15 protein-coding genes and 1 pseudogene are annotated in these 17,534 nt (G+C 62.0%); 7 read left to right on the top strand and 9 right to left on the bottom strand.

Annotation, left to right across the window (positions count from 1 at the left end):
* Positions 1 to 19: 19 nt before the first annotated feature.
* Both AWB77_RS09875 and AWB77_RS09870 read right to left on the bottom strand, forming a co-directional pair.
* The gene (locus AWB77_RS09875) at positions 20 to 424 is read right to left on the bottom strand and encodes a thioesterase family protein (RefSeq protein WP_061134243.1); all 405 of its coding nucleotides are present in this window, start codon (positions 422 to 424) and stop codon (positions 20 to 22) included.
* Positions 425 to 596: 172 nt separating this feature from the next.
* Positions 597 to 1,616 (bottom strand): alcohol dehydrogenase, encoded by a 1,020-nt coding sequence (locus tag AWB77_RS09870; RefSeq protein WP_061134242.1) that lies wholly within the window; start codon positions 1,614 to 1,616, stop codon positions 597 to 599.
* Between the two features lie 303 nt (positions 1,617 to 1,919).
* Between AWB77_RS09870 and AWB77_RS09865 the strand changes: the two genes are divergently transcribed.
* Positions 1,920 to 3,314: an MFS transporter gene (locus tag AWB77_RS09865; protein ID WP_061134452.1), complete on the top strand. Its 1,395-nt coding sequence runs from the start codon at positions 1,920 to 1,922 to the stop codon at positions 3,312 to 3,314.
* Here the strand turns inward: AWB77_RS09865 and AWB77_RS09860 are convergent, their stop codons facing one another.
* From AWB77_RS09860 to AWB77_RS09840, 5 genes are all read right to left on the bottom strand, one after another.
* Positions 3,315 to 4,736, bottom strand: a complete 1,422-nt coding sequence (locus AWB77_RS09860; RefSeq protein WP_061134241.1) for a purine-cytosine permease family protein — start codon at positions 4,734 to 4,736, stop codon at positions 3,315 to 3,317.
* A 76-nt stretch (positions 4,737 to 4,812) separates the two neighbouring features.
* A complete protein-coding gene (argE, locus tag AWB77_RS09855; RefSeq protein WP_061134240.1) occupies positions 4,813 to 5,976 on the bottom strand; it encodes an acetylornithine deacetylase in 1,164 nt (387 codons plus the stop codon).
* A complete protein-coding gene (locus tag AWB77_RS09850; RefSeq protein WP_061134239.1) occupies positions 5,969 to 6,646 on the bottom strand; it encodes a DUF1028 domain-containing protein in 678 nt (225 codons plus the stop codon). Before AWB77_RS09850 ends, argE begins: the two co-directional genes overlap by 8 nt.
* The gene (locus tag AWB77_RS09845; RefSeq protein ID WP_061134238.1) at positions 6,643 to 7,086 is read right to left on the bottom strand and encodes a RidA family protein; all 444 of its coding nucleotides are present in this window, start codon (positions 7,084 to 7,086) and stop codon (positions 6,643 to 6,645) included. Before AWB77_RS09845 ends, AWB77_RS09850 begins: the two co-directional genes overlap by 4 nt.
* Before the next feature lie 30 nt (positions 7,087 to 7,116).
* Positions 7,117 to 8,460 carry a flavin-containing monooxygenase gene (locus AWB77_RS09840; RefSeq protein WP_061134237.1) on the bottom strand — a complete coding sequence of 448 codons (1,344 nt, stop codon included), beginning with the start codon at positions 8,458 to 8,460 and terminating at the stop codon, positions 7,117 to 7,119.
* 175 nt (positions 8,461 to 8,635) lie between these two features.
* Here AWB77_RS09840 and AWB77_RS09835 point away from each other — a divergent pair, with 175 nt between their 5' ends.
* The 6 genes and pseudogenes from AWB77_RS09835 (at position 8,636) to AWB77_RS09810 (ending at position 15,213) form a co-directional block, all read left to right on the top strand.
* Positions 8,636 to 9,562 (top strand): LysR family transcriptional regulator, encoded by a 927-nt coding sequence (locus AWB77_RS09835; RefSeq protein WP_061134236.1) that lies wholly within the window; start codon positions 8,636 to 8,638, stop codon positions 9,560 to 9,562.
* Positions 9,563 to 9,717: 155 nt separating this feature from the next.
* Positions 9,718 to 10,843 (top strand): annotated as a pseudogene (locus AWB77_RS09830) (Rieske 2Fe-2S domain-containing protein).
* 19 nt (positions 10,844 to 10,862) lie between these two features.
* Positions 10,863 to 12,044, top strand: coding sequence for an ABC transporter ATP-binding protein (locus AWB77_RS09825; protein ID WP_061134235.1), 1,182 nt, complete (start codon positions 10,863 to 10,865; stop codon positions 12,042 to 12,044).
* A gap of 1 nt (position 12,045) precedes the next feature.
* Positions 12,046 to 13,092 carry an ABC transporter substrate-binding protein gene (locus AWB77_RS09820; protein WP_061134234.1) on the top strand — a complete coding sequence of 349 codons (1,047 nt, stop codon included), beginning with the start codon at positions 12,046 to 12,048 and terminating at the stop codon, positions 13,090 to 13,092.
* A 25-nt stretch (positions 13,093 to 13,117) separates the two neighbouring features.
* On the top strand, positions 13,118 to 14,371 hold the full coding sequence (locus AWB77_RS09815; RefSeq protein WP_061134233.1) for an ABC transporter permease: 1,254 nt from the start codon (positions 13,118 to 13,120) through the stop codon (positions 14,369 to 14,371).
* A gap of 14 nt (positions 14,372 to 14,385) precedes the next feature.
* Positions 14,386 to 15,213 (top strand): ABC transporter permease, encoded by an 828-nt coding sequence (locus tag AWB77_RS09810; protein WP_061134232.1) that lies wholly within the window; start codon positions 14,386 to 14,388, stop codon positions 15,211 to 15,213.
* An 820-nt stretch (positions 15,214 to 16,033) separates the two neighbouring features.
* Here AWB77_RS09810 and AWB77_RS09805 read toward each other — a convergent pair.
* Entirely contained in the window at positions 16,034 to 16,765 is a 732-nt protein-coding gene (locus AWB77_RS09805) for a Crp/Fnr family transcriptional regulator (RefSeq protein ID WP_061134231.1), read from the bottom strand.
* Between the two features lie 407 nt (positions 16,766 to 17,172).
* Entirely contained in the window at positions 17,173 to 17,439 is a 267-nt protein-coding gene (locus AWB77_RS35705) for a hypothetical protein (protein WP_157694787.1), read from the bottom strand.
* Positions 17,440 to 17,534 lie beyond the last annotated feature (95 nt).

Here is a 17,534-nt window from a genome sequence, read left to right as displayed (position 1 = left end):
GTCTCTCCTCGTGTGGGCGTCATTCGGCGCGGCGGCGTTTCGCGGCGCGCGCTTCGATCGCGGCGCGCTCGACAATCGCGCGCGCGTGGCTTCCGGTGCCGACCGGCCCGAGTGCATCGCTTGCGACGACATCGAACCAGTACAGCGCACCGTCGATATCGCGGAAGGTCGCGGTGGCGGAAACGTCGGCGCCTAGCGGCGTCGGCGCGAGATGATTGAGATGCGTCGTCACGCCGACGGAAAGCTGTCCCTCGCCGACGACATCGCGCAGCACATCGGCGCAGGCGCGCTCGATCAGCGACAGCAGCGCGGGCGTCGAGAGCACATCGGGATAACGCTCGCCCGCATCGCGCGCGTGGGCGGACGCGAGGTCGGCGTGGGTGACGGTGTGGGTGAGCGTCGCGGCTCGGCCTGGTTCGATCATGTGCGGCTCCGGGTTGTCTGGAGCGCCATCAATGCAAGGGCCGGGCCAAATGTGTTGAAGCCCCGGCTGGCGGGGCTTCGAGCGATTTTCGATGATGCGCTTCGCGCGCACCGGAAAGATTCTTACCGTTGCGATCCGAAACGGTCGTCGGCTTTTCTGACGGCGGCCGACTTCATTCGCCGGGCTTCAGCACGACCCGGAAGCGCGCCTTGCCGCTCATCATCCGTTCGTAGGCCTCGGGCGCGCGCGACAGCGGATATTCCTCGATCATCGGCTTCACGCCCGACAGCGCGCTGAACGCGAGCGTTTCCTGCGAATCCGCCGCCGTGCCGGACGGCCAGCCCTGCACCGAGTTCCGGCCCATGATGAACTGCGTGATCGGCACCTCGACCGGTTCCTCGGAAATGCCGACCATGATGAGCTTGCCGTTCAGCCCGAGCCCGCCGATCGCCGCGCTCATCGCACGGCCGCTCGTCGCGGTCGCGAGAACCACGCGCGCGCCGCCGAGCGCCTTGAGGGCATCGGCGACGTTCTGCGATTCGCTGTCGATGTAATGATGCGCGCCGAGTTCTTTCGCGAGCGGCGCCTTGTCCTGTCCGCGCGCGATCGCCACTGTCTCGAAGCCCATCTTGCGCGCGAACTGCACGCCCAGATGCCCGAGCCCGCCGATGCCGAGCACCGCGACCACTTCGCCCGCGCGCGCGCCGCTGTTGCGCAGCGCGTTGAACGTGGTGATGCCCGCGCACAGGAGCGGCGCGGCATCGACGTCGGAGAGATCGTCGGGCACGCGCGCGAGCGCTTCCTGCGGCGCGACCATGTAGTCCGCGTAGCCGCCGTCATAGCTGATGCCGGGCACGAGCGCGCGCTGGCAAAGCACGAAGTCGCCGTGACGGCAATGCTCGCAATGGCCGCAATGCCCGCCGTGCCAGCCCACGCCGACGCGCTGCCCTTGCGTCCATCCTTCGACGTCCGCGCCGAGTTTCTCGATCACGCCCGCGATCTCGTGACCCGGCACGCGTGGAAATTGCAGCCCGGGCCAGAGTCCTTCGACGGTGAGCGAATCGCTATGGCAGATCCCGCAGGCCTGCACCTTGATGAGCACGTGTCCCGCGGGCGGTTCCGGCACCTCGCGCTCGACCACTTCGAGCGGACCCTTCGCTTTCGTTACCTGCACTGCCTGCATCGTTGGCATCGCTTGCTCCTTGTGATGGGAGAAAAAGCGCGGCGCGCCTCGCACGCCGCAGTCGGATGACACGGCCCGGCAAACACGCTATTGCGGCCGTCTCGTCGAGTAACGTCGGAGAGTGCGATTGTGACAGGTCTTCACGCGGCGCATCGCCGCGTTGTCCGGATGACGGAAGGCGTCACGGAACAAATCGGGAAACAAAATGGAACATCCGATACCGCCGACGCCGGTTACCATCGTTATCCGGCGCGCCGACAAGAAGCGCGAGCGGCCGAAACCGCAATCATCGAAGCGACCTTCAAGGGTGTCATGTCAAATATCGAAGACGCAGCGGCAGACGATCAGGCAAGCAAAACATACGAGACACGCATCGAGACGCACGACGAGCCGCACGGCGAGCCGGACCCGGATATCGAAGCGCCCGCCGTCGCGCGCACCGGTCCCCTCTCCGAAGCCAAGCTGTTCGGCCGTCAGACGCCGCCCGCCGCCGCCGCACCCGCCGATGCCGCGCCGCACGTTTCAGGCGTCGCGGGCAGCAGTTACCGCGCGCTCGCCGGACTTTTGTGCAGCTACGCGTTGCTGATCGTCGGCAACGGTCTCTTCCAGACGCTGATTCCCTTGCGCATCCTGCAATCGGGTTATCCGACGATCGTCATCGGCCTGATTCAATCTTGCTATTACGCAGGCTTCATCCTCGGCGCGGTGTTCAATCGCAGGCTCATCGACCGGATCGGGCAGCACCGGACGTTCGTCGCGTTCTCGGCGGCGGCGTCGATACTCGCGCTCGCGTTCGGCGCGGCCCAATCGCCGTGGACGCTCGGCGCGGTGCGTCTGTTGACCGGCTTCGCGTTCATGGGGCTCTATACGTCGATCGAAAGCTGGCTCAACGGCACGGTCGAGAACGAGAAGCGCGGGCAGGTCTTCGGCTCCTACGCGGCCATCAACTATCTGGCGGTTGGCACGGGGCAATTTCTGCTGAACGTGGGCGCGGGCTCGGGCGGGCAGCAATTCTCGATCGCCGCCGCGCTTTTCGCCGCCGCCGTGATGCCGGTGACGCTGCTCGAAGGCTGGCCGGTGAAAGTCGCCGACGAGACGCTGCATCGCGTGCCTGCGCGCACATGGCGCGAAAGCGTGCGCGAGATGATGGTGTCCGCGCCGCTCGCGGTGCCGGGCTGCATTCTCGCGGGCCTCATCTACAGCAGCTTTTACGCGATGATGCCCGTCTATCTCGAACGTTCCGGTTTCTCGACGAGCGATCTCGCGACCTTCATGGGCATCGCGCTGATCGGCGCGCTCGTGCCGCAATGGCCGATGGGCCGTCTCTCCGACAAGGTCGACCGCCGCCGCCTCGTGTACTACACGGCGTCGATATCGGCGGCGCTGAGTCTCGTGCTCTTCTGCTTCGACGTGCGCGCGGTCACCTGGGCCGCGACGCTCGTCTATGTCGCCGTGACGTTCACGCAATACGGGCTGATCGTGTCGCACGTGCAGGACCGCACGGAGGCGCATCATCGCGTGGCGATATCGGCGTTGCTGCTCGTGCTGTTCTCGTTCGGCGGCATGACCGGGCCCGCGCTCGCATCGGCGATGATGACGATCGTCGGGCCGAGCGGACTCTTTCTGTTCAACGCGCTGTCGTGCGCGCTGCTTGCGTTGAGCGCGCGGCGCGCGCTCGGCATACATCTGCGGTCGTCGCAGGCGTGATCATCGCGCGGCGTTGGAGGCCACGTGCGCCGCGTTCTGCCGGCGCCGATAACCGGTATCGCGCGACGCGAGCCAGTAATACACCGGCGACGTCAGCAGCAAGCCGACGACCCACGACAAGTCCGCGCCATTGAGATACTTCGGCACCGGGCCCGCGTACATCGGCGTGTTCATGAACGGAATCTGCACCGCGATGCCGATCGCATAGGCGATCAGCGCCTGCGGGCTGAAGCGTCCGTAGATGCCGCCGTCCACCTGGAAGATCGACTGGATGTCGTACTTGCCCTCGTGAATCACGTAGAAGTCGATGAGATTGATCGCGGTCCACGGCACGAGCACGACGAGCAGTGCGAGCACGAGATCGACGAGATTGCCGACGAAGTTCGTCGATGCGCCGATCGCGCCATAGCAGCACGCGATCAGGATCATGACCGACAACACGGCGCGCGCCTTCGCCGTCGGAATCCATCGATACGCAAACGTCTGCAACGACGTGATGACCGCGAGCACCGCGCCGTAGAGATTCAGCGCGTTATGGCTGATGACGCTCAGAAGAAACAGCACGAGCATCGGCAGGCCGAGCGGTCCGGTGGCGAGCTTCACGGCGTCCATCGCATCGGCGCCGGGCGGCACCGCGAGCACCGCGACCGCGCCGAACGCGAAGGCGAGCGTCGAGCCGATCGTGCAGCCGAGATACGTCGCCCAGAATGTCGACGATACGCGCACGTTCGCCGGCAAGTAGCGCGAATAGTCGGACACGTACGGCGCGAACGCGATCTGCCACAGCGCCGAGAGCGAGACCGTCGCGAGCCATCCGGCGATGTTGAAGCCGCCGCGCGTGAAGAAATCGTCCGTCGATACATGCGTGAGGATGTAGCCGAAGCCCACACAAATACCGATGCCGAGCACCCACGTTCCGATGCGGTTCAGGATATGAATGAACCTGTATCCGATGATGCCGATCAGCCCCGATCCCAGCGCGCCGATCACGATGCCCACGGGCACCGACACCGATGCCTCGATGCCATGCAGCGATTTCCCCGCAAGCACGATATTCGACGCGAAGAAGCCCACGTACATCACGCCCGCAATGACGGTCACGAGCAGCGCGCCCCACGAACCGAACTGCGCGCGGCTCTGGATCATCTGCGGGATGCCCATTTGCGGCCCCTGCGCGGAATGCAGCGCCATCAGCACGCCGCCCACCGCCTGCCCGACGATGATCGCAACGATGCCCCACAGCAAGTTCAGATGAAAGATCTGCACGCCGAGCGCGCCCGTCACGATAGGCAAAGGCGCGATATTGCCGCCGAACCACAACGTGAACAGGTCGCGCACCTTGCCGTGTCGATCCTCGGGCGGCACATAGCCGATGGTGTGCTTCTCGATCAGCGGAGAAGCGTTGCGTGGCGTACTAGTCAAAGTCGTCTCCTGTTTGTGCGCGGCAAAGCGATGCCCTGGCGCGCGTGCGCCGGTATCGCCTGCGGCGTCTGAAGATTCAGGCTGCTGTAGAGAGATGGTCCGCGAGGCGTACCAGCATCGCGTCGCAATCGTGAAGTTGTTCGATGCTCACGTATTCATCGGGCTTGTGACCCTGATCCATGCTGCCGGGACCGCATACGACGGTCGGAATGCCCGCTTCGTCGAAGAGTCCGCCTTCCGTGCCGAACGCCACCGTGCCGAATTCCGTTGATCCGCTCAGAAGCGCGACGAGACGCGCCGCTTCGCTATCGGGCGATGTCGCGAGCGCGGGATACGCGGACAGCGCCTCGAGGCGAATGTCAGTGTCGGATTTCACGGCGCGCATCTTCGGCAATAGCTCAGCTTGCGCGTAGGCGTGCAAATCGCCGGCGACGGCGTTCGCGTCGAAGCCCGGCAACGCGCGCACTTCGAAATCGAACTCGCATTCCGCGGGCACGATGTTGAGCGCGCGGCCACCTTTGATGACACCCGTTTGCACGGTCGAGAAAGGCGGATCGAAACGCGCGTCGTGATGGTCGGGCTGCGCGAGTGCTTCGCCGATCTCTTCGAGCCGATTGATGAGACGCGCCGCATATTGAATCGCGTTCACGCCATAAGGCGCATATGCGGAATGACACGGCGCGCCCTTGACCTGACAACGCATCGCGAGCTTGCCCTTGTGACCGAGCACGGGCGTGAGCGATGTCGGCTCGCCGATCAGACACAGCACGGGCTTGTGCGCGCGCTTTTCGAGTTGCGCGAGCATCGGCCGCACGCCGAGGCATCCGACTTCCTCGTCGTATGAAAACGCCAGATGCACGGGCATGTTCAGTTTGCGTTCGACGAACATCGGCACCGACGCGAGCACCGACGCGAGAAAGCCTTTCATGTCCGCTGTGCCGCGTCCATACATCCGGCCATCTTTTTCCGTGAGACGGAAAGGATCGACGGTCCACGGCTGACCATCGGCGGGCACGACATCCGTGTGCCCCGACAACACGATGCCGCCGCGATCGCGCGGTCCGATCGTCGCGAACAGATTCGCCTTCGTGCGCTCGGCGTTGTAGAACAGCTCGCTTTCGATATCGAATTGCGCGAGGTAATCGCGCACGAACTCGATCAGCGCGAGATTCGAATCGCGGCTGACGGTAGCGAAACCGATCAGCCGTTCGAGCAGCGCGCGGCTCGTCACGTCACTCATCGCCCGGCACTCCGTAGCTGGGTGCGGCGGTCGGATTCAACGCGCGCGTCACGTAGTCCCGCATCTGCGGCTCGTAGGCGCGCCAGAGCGCATCGAGCTTGCCGATGGGATCGTCGTCGGCCCAGTCGACACGCAGATCGACGAGCGGCCAGCTTTGCTCGCCCGCTATCTTCAGCGCCGCCGAATGCACCGGCCCCGCTTCGCCGCCCGCTGCGATGGCCGCGTGCATCGCAGCCAGCAGACGATCCGCGAGATGGCCCGATGCGTTCTCGAATGCGGGAATCATCGCTTCGATGACATGCACGCCCGCGAGCATGTTGCCCGCCGCGACGCATTGCGCGCCCGCGACCGCGTGATACGTGCCGAGCGCCTGCTTGCCGCTGAAAAACGCGGTGCGGCCTTGCGCATCCACGACGGTCACCTGCCGATACTCGCGCCATTCATGCGCGCCCAGCGTGCGTTCGAGCGCGGCGCTGGCATCGATCTGCGCACCTTCGAGCGCATCGAGAATCTGCGGACCGAGCGCGGGCAGCGTGACGTTCTGCGTCGCGACGACGCCGACGCCCGCGCGCACCCACGGACAACGCGCGCCAACCGCGATGCTCGATGAACTGATCGCGATGCCGAGCTGCCCGGTCTCTTCGCATCGCCCGACGATGGAGAAGGTCATGCGTGCTCCTGTGGCGGCGTCCATCCCTCGGGAATGACGGCGATCACGTCGATCTCCATCAGCCATTCGGGCTGACCGAGCGCGACGACGGTGAGGCCCGTCGAAATCGGGAACACGCCCTTCAGCCATTTGCCGACTTCGCGATACACAGGCTCACGAAACCGCACGTCGGTGAGATAGGTCGTCGTCTTGACGATGTGCGATAGATCGCTGCCCGCTTCTTCGAGCAACTGCTTCACGTTCTTCATCGCCTGTTCGGCTTGCGCGCGCGGATCGCCGAGACCGACGAGCTTGCCGTCGAAGTCCGTGCCGATCTGACCGCGCACATAGACCGTGTTGCCCGCGCGTACGGCCTGACAGAGATCGTTATCGAGCGACTGATTCGGATACGTATCCTTCGTGTTGAACATGCGGATACGGGTATGCGTGGGTTGGCTCATCGAATGCACCTTGATACGAATAGTTTGTAATCAGTTGACGCCCATCTCGCTGACCTTGTGAGCGCGCGATGCATCCGGCGCGCGCTCTTCTTCGCGGTCGATATCCACGCGACGTTGCGGCGTGTCGTAATAAGCGAGGTACTTGCGCTGCGTGACGATGTGATCGGCGATATGTTTCGCGTCGTGCCACACGCCCCAGATGAATGCGGAGCCACGTCGCGAAAGCCACGGCAAGCCGAGGAAATAGATGCCCGGTTCCTTCGCCACGCCGCGCTGATGTTTCGGCTTGCCCTTCTCGTCGAAAGCATCGACTTGCAGCCAGTTGAAATCGACGGCATAACCCGTTGCCCAGATAATCGACGTGACGCCCGCTTCCGCCAGATCGAGTTCGAGCAGCGGATGCGTCATGCATTCGGGATCGGCGGGAATGACGCGCGCTTCGGGCTCGTCGGGAAGATCGAGGCCGTTGCGTTGGGCGTAGGCATCGGCGGCGTCGAGCAACGACAGATAGTTCTCGTCGCCGCGACGGATGTTATCCGCGAGATCGGCTTCGAACGTGACGCGCGTATCGTCGAATGATTTCGTCAGGCCGACGAGCGTGATGCCCTGATGCGCGAGACGGCGAAAATCCACCGTATGACCGCCGCGCGCGCCGCTTACCGCGATGGTTACGTGCTCGCGGCCTGGCTTCATCACTTCCGCGTCCCATTCGCCGAGCACGCCGAGCCACCAGCAGAAGTCGCGTCCGCGATAACCGCGCGGCGGACGATCGTGCGCTCCGACCGAGAGATACACATGCCGTCCCGCGCGCTGCAATTCATCGGCGATCTGCACGCCCGACGATCCCGCGCCGACGACGAGCACGCCGCCTTCCGGCAATTGCTGCGGATTGCGATAGTCGGCGGAATGAATCTGCGTGAGCTTCGCGGACTTCGGCGCGATAGGCGGAATCACGGGACGCTGAAACGGACCGGTCGCGACGACGACGCGATTCGCTTCGATGGTTCCGTCAGATGTATCGATGGTAAAGCCCGGCCGCCCCGCATTGCGCACGACCTTCTTCACTTCGACGCCGGTGCGAATGGGCGCATCGAATTTTTCTGCGTACGCGGCGAAGTAGTCCGCGACCTGATCTTTCGATGCGAACGCATTGGGGTCGAAATCCGCGAACTCCATATTAGGGAAACGGTCGTGCCAGGCCGGGCCGTTGGCGACGAGCGAATCCCATCGGCCGGTGCGCCAGCGCTCGGCGATGCGGTCGCGCTCCAGCACGAGATGCGGCACGCCGAGCTTGCTCAGATGCTCACTCATGGCAACCCCCGCCTGGCCCGCGCCAACGACGAGCGTATCGATAGACGTTGTGTCCACTGTCATGGTTATGTCCTTCTGAAAGGCCGTTGTTTCCGTGATGTCTCCCGTAAAAATCTACGCGCCTCAATAGAATTCGAAAAATATATTTAAAAAATGCAAAGCATCGGATCTGGCTATGCAATGAATTTTGAGCACATCACAATGCGGCTGATCGAAGCTCATTTCCGGAATGTCATCGATGGAAAGCCATCCGTTGCGCTATTCGCTGCGTCAGTTGCGCTATTTCGTGGTCACCGCAGAAGCGTTGTCCTTCACGGCCGCCGCGAAGAAACTGCATATCTCGCAGCCGTCGATATCCACCGCGCTCGCAGATCTCGAAGCATCGTTCGGCGTGCAACTATTCATTCGACATCATGCGAGCGGTTTGTCGCTTACGCAGGCCGGCCGCGATCTGCTCGGGCAAGCGCGCAATCTGCTGAAGATCGCCGAAGAACTGCAGATGGCCGCGAAGGAAATGGATGGCGGCATGACCGGTTCCATCGCGCTTGGCTGTCTGGTTTCGCTCGCGCCGCCGTTGATGCCGGGCCTCATCAGCCGCTTCACGGCCGGGCACGCGGGCATTTCGTTTCGCACCGTCGAAGCGCATCAGGACGGCTTGCTGCGCGGTCTGCATGACGGCTCGCTCGATATCGCTCTTACATATAGCCTCGATCTGACCGAGGACATCGCCTTCACGCCGCTGCTTTCCTTGCCGCCTTATGCGATCCTGCCGAAGACGCACAGGCTTGCGCGCGCGCGCAAGGTATCGCTCGCGGATCTGCAATCGGAGCCTTATGTGATGCTGGATTTACCGCATAGCCGCGAGTATTTCGCCGCGCTGTTCGATGCAGTCGGCAGCCGTCCCGTGCCCGCGTTCCGGTCGTCGCAGCCGGAAGTCGTGCGCGGCATGGTGGCGAATGGTCTCGGCTATAGCATCCTGAATTTCCCATTGAAGTCGAATCGCACGGTGGATGGCGAGGACTTCGTGATTAAGCGCTTCAAGGACAACGTCAACGCGACGACGCTCGGCATCGCGCAATCACGCACGATGCGTCCGCGCCAGGTCGTGCATCGCTTTTCGTCGTTCTGCGAAACCTATATTCGCAGGCTGCACATCGACATATGAAAGTTATCCGCGCTGCATAGGGAAAAGCTTTGCTTTGTATCCGAAAACAATATTTTGGCTGGCAATTTGGCTTGATAGATTGATGTCCATGTCGAGCGCAATGCGGTCAAAGCCCGCGCCAGCGCGCTCTCACGAGTCGGGACAAGGAGGGCTTCATGATCGCGGTGCAAATGCTCGTCGACGAGTTGCGCTCGAATTGCGAACGACCATTCAGCGATGCGCGCGCCATGCGGCGTCTATACGTCGCCCGAATTCCTGTCTCTGGAAGAGCGCGACATCTTTGCGCGCGAATGGCAATGCGTCGGCCGCGCGAGTGCCTTGAAAGAGCCCGGCGACTACCTCACGGCGCAGATCGGCGCGCAGCCGATCGCCGTATTGCGCGACGAACATAGGCAGCTCAAGGCGATGTCGAACGTGTGCCTCCATCGCATGTCGGTGCTGCTCGAAGGGCGCGGCAACAAGCGACGCATCGTGTGCCCGTATCACGCATGGAGTTATGGACTCGACGGCGAATTGAAGGGCGCACCGCTGATGGACCGGCAAGCGGGCTTCTGCAAGGAAAGCTATAAGCTGCCCGCCGTGCGCTGCGAGGAATGGCAAGGCTGGATCTATGTGACGCTCGATGAAAACGCGCCGCCGGTACAAACGCAGCTTGCGGATTTGAGCGAACTGATCGGCGCATACGGCATGAGCGGCTACATCGAAACTTTCTATGAAGAACACGTGTGGGATACGAACTGGAAAATCCTCGCGGAAAACTTCATGGAAAGTTATCACTTGCCGATGCTGCATCGTGCAACCGTAGGGCCGCATTCGAAGCTCGAAGAGATGGAATGTCCGCCGGGTTACCCCGCGTTCAACTATCACTGGATCACGAAGGAAGCGAGCTTGCCCATCGGCAACGCGCATCCGGACAACACGCGTTTGACCGGTCACTGGCGCAAGACGACCGCGTTGCTCGCGATCTATCCGACGCATCTCGTCACGCTCACGCCGGGTTACTTCTGGTATCTCGTGCTGCAACCGCGCGGCGTCGGTCAAGTGCATATCCGTTTCGGCGGCGGTCTTGCGCCTGAGTTCATAGCCGACCCGCAAGCGAACGCGCACATGTCGACATTGAAGAAGCTGCTCGACGAAGTGAACGCCGAAGACAGGCAAGGCGTGCAAGCAGTGTTTCGCGGCGTGCATGCGCCTCTTGCGAAGCCGGGCAATCTGAGCCATCTCGAACGGCCCAATTTCGACTTCGCGCGCTACCTCGCCGCGAAGCTCGCACAGCACTGAAAGACAGGACGCAATCACGATGTCAGACCCTTCCTTCATCTCCTTCTCGGGCGTGAGCAAATCGTACGACGGCGCGCATTACGTCGTGGAGGACCTGAACCTCGATGTGCGCAAGGGAGAGTTTCTTTCGCTGCTCGGACCATCGGGCTCGGGCAAGACGACGACGCTCATGATGCTCGCGGGCTTCGAATCGCCGACGCAAGGCGAGATTCGTCTCGATGGCCGACGCCTCGACGACAAGCCGCCGCATCAGCGCGACATCGGCATGGTGTTTCAGAACTACGCGCTCTTTCCGCATCTGACGATCGCGGAGAACGTCGCGTTTCCGCTTTCGGTGCGGCACGTGAGCCGCGCGGAGCAGAAGACGCGCGTGAAGCGGGCGCTCGAGATGATCGAGTTGCCGCATCTCGCGAACCGGCGCCCTTCGCAGCTTTCCGGTGGACAACAGCAGCGTGTCGCGCTCGCACGCGCGCTCGTGTTCGAGCCGAGCGTCGTGTTGATGGACGAACCGCTCGGCGCACTCGACAAGCGCCTGCGCGAAACGATGCAATACGAGATCATGCGGCTGCATCGCGAGCTTGCGCTGACCATCGTCTATGTGACGCACGATCAGGCCGAAGCGTTGACGATGTCCGACCGCGTCGCCGTCTTCTCCGATGGCCGCATCCAACAGGCCGCGACGCCCAGTGAACTCTACGAGAATGCGCAGAACGCGTTCGTCGCGAACTTCGTCGGCGAGAACAACGGGCTGACGGGGCGCGTCGTCAGTGCGAACGGCGAATGGGCGACGCTCTCGCTATCGGACGGCAGCGTGATTCGCGGACGATGCGAGCACGGCCTGCGCGCCGGCGACGAAGCGATGCTCGCGCTGCGCCCCGAACGCGCGCACATTCCCGGCGCGGACACCATGCAGCCGGACGAGCACAGCAACGTCGTGCGCGCCTGCGTCGAGGAACTCGTGTATTGCGGCGATCATCATCGCGTGCATCTGAAGCTCGGCACGCGCGATTCCATCGTCGTCAAGGTGCCCAACACGCAACGTCATGCATTGCCCGCAGCGGGCAGCACGATCGATATCGCATGGCGTCACGACGACTGCAAGATTCTCGCGATGATGGCGCCGAAGAGCGCACCCGCGATGGCCCCGACCACACCGCCCTCACCTTCACTCATCTCGACCGCACCCGCAGGAGCCAACTGACATGCGCACTCAAATCAAAGCACAATGCGCCGCACTCGCAGTACTCGCATTCGCCACTATCCCCGCACACGCGGCGGAGACGCTTTCCGTCGTGACGTTCGGCGGCGCATACGAAGCCGCCGCGAAGAAGGCCTGGTTCGAACCGTTCACGCAAGCAACGGGCGTGAACTTCTCGACCGAATCGTATGACGGCGGCCTGGCCAAGCTCTCGGCGATGGAGCAGGCGAAGAACACGACGTGGGATCTCATCGATCTCGAGACCAACGATGCGATCACCGCATGCGATGAAGGTCTGCTGCAGAAGTTCGACAAGAAGTCGCTTGGCAAGACGAGCGATTTCATTCCCGGATCGATCAGCGATTGCGCGGTCGCGAGCATGGTGTGGTCCACCGTGTATGCCTACGACGCAAGCAAGCTGAAGACCGCGCCTTCCACGGTCAACGACTTCTTCGACTTGCAGAAATTTCCCGGCAAACGCGGCCTGCGCAAGTCGCCGAAGGTATCGATGGAATGGGCGCTCATCGCCGATGGCGTCGATCCGAAAGATGTCTATAAGGTGCTGGGCACCCCTGCCGGCGTGGATCGCGCATTCAAGAAGCTCGACACGATCAAGAAGAACATCGTGTGGTGGGAATCGGGCGCGCAGGCGCCGCAGCTCCTCGCCGATGGCGCGGTCGTGATGGTGCAGGCCTACAACGGCCGTATCGACGATGCCGCGAAGAAAGACAACAAGCCGTTCAAGGCCGTATGGGATGCGCAGGTTTACGACTTCGAATGGTGGGCCATTCCGACGGGCGCGAAGCACGCCGACACCGCCGCGAAGTTCATCGTCGCGCAGGCGCAGCCGAAGGCATCGGCGGATCTGTCGAAGTACATCGCGTATGCGCCGCCGCGCAAGGATGCCGTTGCGCTCGTCGACAAACAGCGTCTTGCCGACATGCCGACCGCGCCCGATAACTTCAAGCGCGCCGTGCAGATCAACGCCAACTTCTGGGCCGATAACGCGGATCAGATCAACAAGCGCTTTCAGGTCTGGCTGACGCAGTAACGTAGCTAGAGATCAAGGGAACGACATGCCTGCATCGATCCACGCGCACGCCGCCGGTTCTCCGACGAGAGCCGATGGCCGCGCCTCATATCAAAGAGCGCGCCGCCGCGCATCGGTGCAGGCGTTGTTGCTTGCCTTGCCGCTGATCGTGTTCTTGCTGTCGACGTTCATCGCGCCGATCGCGCTGTTACTTGCGCGCAGTGTCGAGAACAAGGAAGTGCCCGACAGCATGCCCGCGCTCACGCGCGCGCTCGATGCATGGGACGGTCGCGGCGTCCCCGATGAACATACGTTCGCGCTGCTCGCATCCGGCCTCAAGGATGCGCAGCAGAGCGGACAACTTGGCACCGTCGCCCGCAGGCTCAACTTCGCGCAGCCCGAGTTTCGCAGCTTGCTGATGCGTACCGCGCGCAGCGTGCGCGATGAGACGCCGGGCGCGTGGAAGCCCGCGTTGATCGAGATGGACGAGCGCTGGAATTCGCCGGAGATATGGCGTCTTTTGAAGCGCGCGGCGACATCGCCGACGCCGGACTATCTGCTCGCCGCAGTCGATGCGCAAGTGACGCCGCAAGGTAGCGTGGCGTTCGTGCCGGATAACTCGTCGGTGTATCGGCAAGCGTTCCTGCGCACGATATCGATCAGCGCATCGGTCACATTGCTGTGTCTCGTGCTCGGCTATCCGGTCGCGTGGCTGCTCGCCAATCTTCCCGCGCAAAGCAGCAACCGGCTGATGCTCTTCGTGATCGTGCCGTTCTGGACGTCGCTGCTCGTTCGCACGACCGCGTGGTATGTGCTGCTGCAACCGGGCGGCGTCATCAACGGTTTATTGATGGGACTCGGCCTCGCGACGCATCCGTTGCCGCTCATCTTCAATCGTACGGGCGTATTGATCGGCATGACGCATGTGTTGCTGCCGTACATGATTCTCGCGATCTTCTCGGTGATGAAAGGCGTATCGCCGGTGTATCTGCGCGCGGCGCAATCGCTCGGCGCGCATCCGTTCACGGCGTTCGTGCGTGTTTATATTCCGCAGACGCTGCCGGGCGTCGGCGCGGGCTGCTTTCTCGTCTTCGTGCTCGCGCTCGGCTACTACATCACGCCCGCTTTGCTCGGCGGCGCAGGCGATGAAATGATCAGTCAGCTCATCGCGTTGCAGACGAACACGCAACTCAACTGGGGATTGGCGGGCGCGCTCTCGGCGTATCTCGTGATCTTCACCGCGATCTTCTATTTCCTGTTCAATCGCATCGTCGGCATCGACCGCTTGCGCTTCGGTTGAGGAGTGATTCCATCATGACGGAACAACGCAACAAGGTGCTGACCGAACGCATCGCATCGCGATGGGTGCGCGTGCATACGGCGCTCGTGCTCTTCTTTCTCGTCGCGCCGATTCTCGCGATCATTCCGCTCTCGTTCAATTCGGGTTCTTACTTTTCGTACCCGTTGCAGGGCTTTTCGCTGCGCTGGTACGAGCAGGCGCTTACCAGTTCCGACTGGCAGCGTTCGCTTTTGAACAGCATCGGCATTGGCGCGGCATCGACGTTGATCGCGACGTGTCTCGGCACGCTTGCCGCGCTCGGGCTTTCGCGATCGCAGTTTCCGTTGCGCTCGGTGATCATGCCTATCATCATTTCGCCGATGATCGTGCCGATCGTCGTCGTTGCGGCGGGGTTCTATCTGATCTTCGCGCCGCTCGGGCTCGTGAATTCCTATCCTGGCGTGATCTTCGCGCATGCGGCGCTTGGCACGCCATTCGTCGTGATTACCGTGACGGCTTCTTTGCTGTCGTTCGATCAGAGTCTTCTGCGTGCTGCGTCGGGGCTTGGGGCCAGGCCGTGGATCGCTTTCCGGCGCGTGACATTGCCGCTTATTGCACCTGCTGTGGCTACGGGCAGCGTGTTTGCTTTTGCGACTTCGTTCGATGAGGTTATCGTGATTCTGTTCATCGGCGGGCCGGATCAAAGGACCGTGCCCCGGCAGATGTGGAGCGGTATTCGCGATTCCATCGATCCTTCTATTCTTGCTGTCGCTACTATGCTCATTGTGTTTGCTGTTTTGCTCTTTGCTAGCATCAATTGGTTGAGGGGGCGGGCGGCGGCGGCGAATCGGGCGCTGGTTTGATTGTTTTCTTTGTCGCTCGATCCCGATTTGTTATTGGTTTATTAGCGCTGCCCCTGTGCGGGGCGGCAGTCACTTTCTTTGCTGCTGCAAAGAAAGTAACCAAAGAAAGCAGCTCTCGATACGCCCGCGGTCACACGTACGTTGGGTAGTCCTCTCGTTGCAGATGGCACTCGCCTAAAGAGTGCCCTCGTAGGACCAAGCGGGCTTGGCTCGCGCACGGTCTGCCACATCGCACGACACAACATATTGGTTCAGCACCAAATAGCTCCGGCCCGCTGCGCGGCCGAGGGGTTGATCGATGCCCGAGCATACGCGCACCATCGGTTTCCCTTGCAGACCCGGCGGCAGCGCGTAGCGCTGTGCCGAAGCTGTTTTGCGCTGAACCAACGCGCGAGACAGACTAGCTAGTCAGACCGTGCGCGATCCAAGCCCGGTTGGTCCTACGAGGGCACTCTTTAGGCGAGTGCCACCGAGGACGAGAGGACTACCCAACGTGCGTGTGACCGCGGGCTTGAAAAGCTGCTTTCTTTGGTTACTTTCTTTGCAGCAGCAAAGAAAGTGACTGCCGCCCCGCACAGGGGCAGTGCTAATAGACCAATAGCAAATCGGGATCCAGCGACAAAGAACCTTCAAACGAAAGCAGCCCGCCGCGATCCGAAGGCAAGTACCCCAATGACCGAGAGCAACACCCAACGTGCATATGACCGCAAGCCTACGAAAGCTGCTCTCTTTGCAGCAGCAAAGAAAGTGACTGCCGCCCCGCACAGGGGCAGCGCCAACAGAACAAAACCGCAACGGGAAGCAGCGAGGCACAAAACCCTTAAACCAAAGCCTCAGCAGCCCGCCGCGGCAGCATCCGATCGAACTCCCGCTTCACGATGCCATAACACTCGCAAGCCCGCTCTTCCAATCCAGCGCGATCGAGAATCTTGATGCATCCACGGCTGTGATGAATCAGCCCCGCATCATGCAGCTTGCCAGCCGCTTCCGTCACACCTTCACGGCGCACGCCGAGCATATCGGCGATCATCTGCTGCGTCACACGCAGTTGATCCGACGGCGTGCGGTCCGTCTGAATCAGCAGCCAGCGGCACAGTTGCTTCGACAGCGAATGGTGACGATTGCACGCCGCCGTTTGCGCAACTTGCGTCAGCAGGGCTTGCATGTACAGCAACATCACGCGACGCAGAAAGTCCGAACGACCGAAGTGCTCACGCAGCGCCCCCGCGCTCATGCGATACGCAAAGCCCGCGCATTGAACCTGCACTCGCGTCGGCATCGTGTCGCCGCCCGTCAGCACCGGAACACCCGACATCCCCTCACGCCCAACAGCCGCGACCTCGACGGAACCGCCGTCTTCCATCGTATGCAGCAGCGAGATGATCGCCGTCGTCGGGAAATACACGTGATGAATGCGTTGACCGGAATCGCACAGCAGTTGCTCCGTGCGCAACTGGACGAGTTCGAGGTGCGGCGCGATGGCCTGCCATTCCTGCGCGGGAAGCGCGCCCAACAGATGATTGCCGTGCAGATCGGATTGAAGAGTCAACATGTTATTAGTCTCGTTCGTGTGCGCTTCGCGCTTTTGCTTTCTTCCAGCTCGCAACAGGATTCGTGTATGCATCTCGATGGCGTACATCGAACCTGTTGCGGCCAGCCCCGTAGTACGAACCCGCCGCTTGTTGTTGTTTGTATCGTGCGTCGATGTTCGTGCGTGGTCATACATTAGCGAGAGGTGTGCCAGCGAGCGCTAATCCTTATACCAACAGGCCTTTGCGCGGTTCCCCGCACAACGCGTCGCTACGTGCGCTCAAGTACGAAGAAAAATGATTCAACCGTGAAAAGCGACCTTCATACGGATCGCATGCGACGGCCCGCCAACGCCAAACGTTTTCCTATGGGGAATGCCCACGCGGGATAAGGGTCCGCGGAAGTGTGCGCGGTGCCGAACATTCGCGTTCAAGCGCCTGAAAGCCTTGTCGCGGTAGAAACAAGCCTCGCGCCAAAAATGTTGCAAAGGTGGTTAACGGCTTCGAGTGCGGCTTTTGAAGTGCTATCGATGGTTTCCGTCGAAGCCTTATCCGGCGGGCCTGTGCGCGAAACGGCGATGCGTTGTCTCATCGATGCGCGTGACAGGTAGCGGTTCCGCGCCGCAGCGAAAAATGTTGCATCGCCTAAACCTTCTACGAATTCCCATTCAGCAGGCGCTTCAAACCTTCCATGCATGAATGTGACTCATGCAACGTTGAACAACCTTCGTTTGTGCGCAAGCATCGCTCGCGGCACCATGCGTGACATACCCACTTGATCCGCATGGAGCG

The organism is Caballeronia fortuita (assembly GCF_001544835.2).
In the GTDB taxonomy this organism is placed as follows: Bacteria; Pseudomonadota; Gammaproteobacteria; order Burkholderiales; family Burkholderiaceae; genus Caballeronia; species Caballeronia fortuita.
Note: the sequence above shows the minus strand (reverse complement) of the source record. Positions and strands in the feature narration are given on the sequence as shown.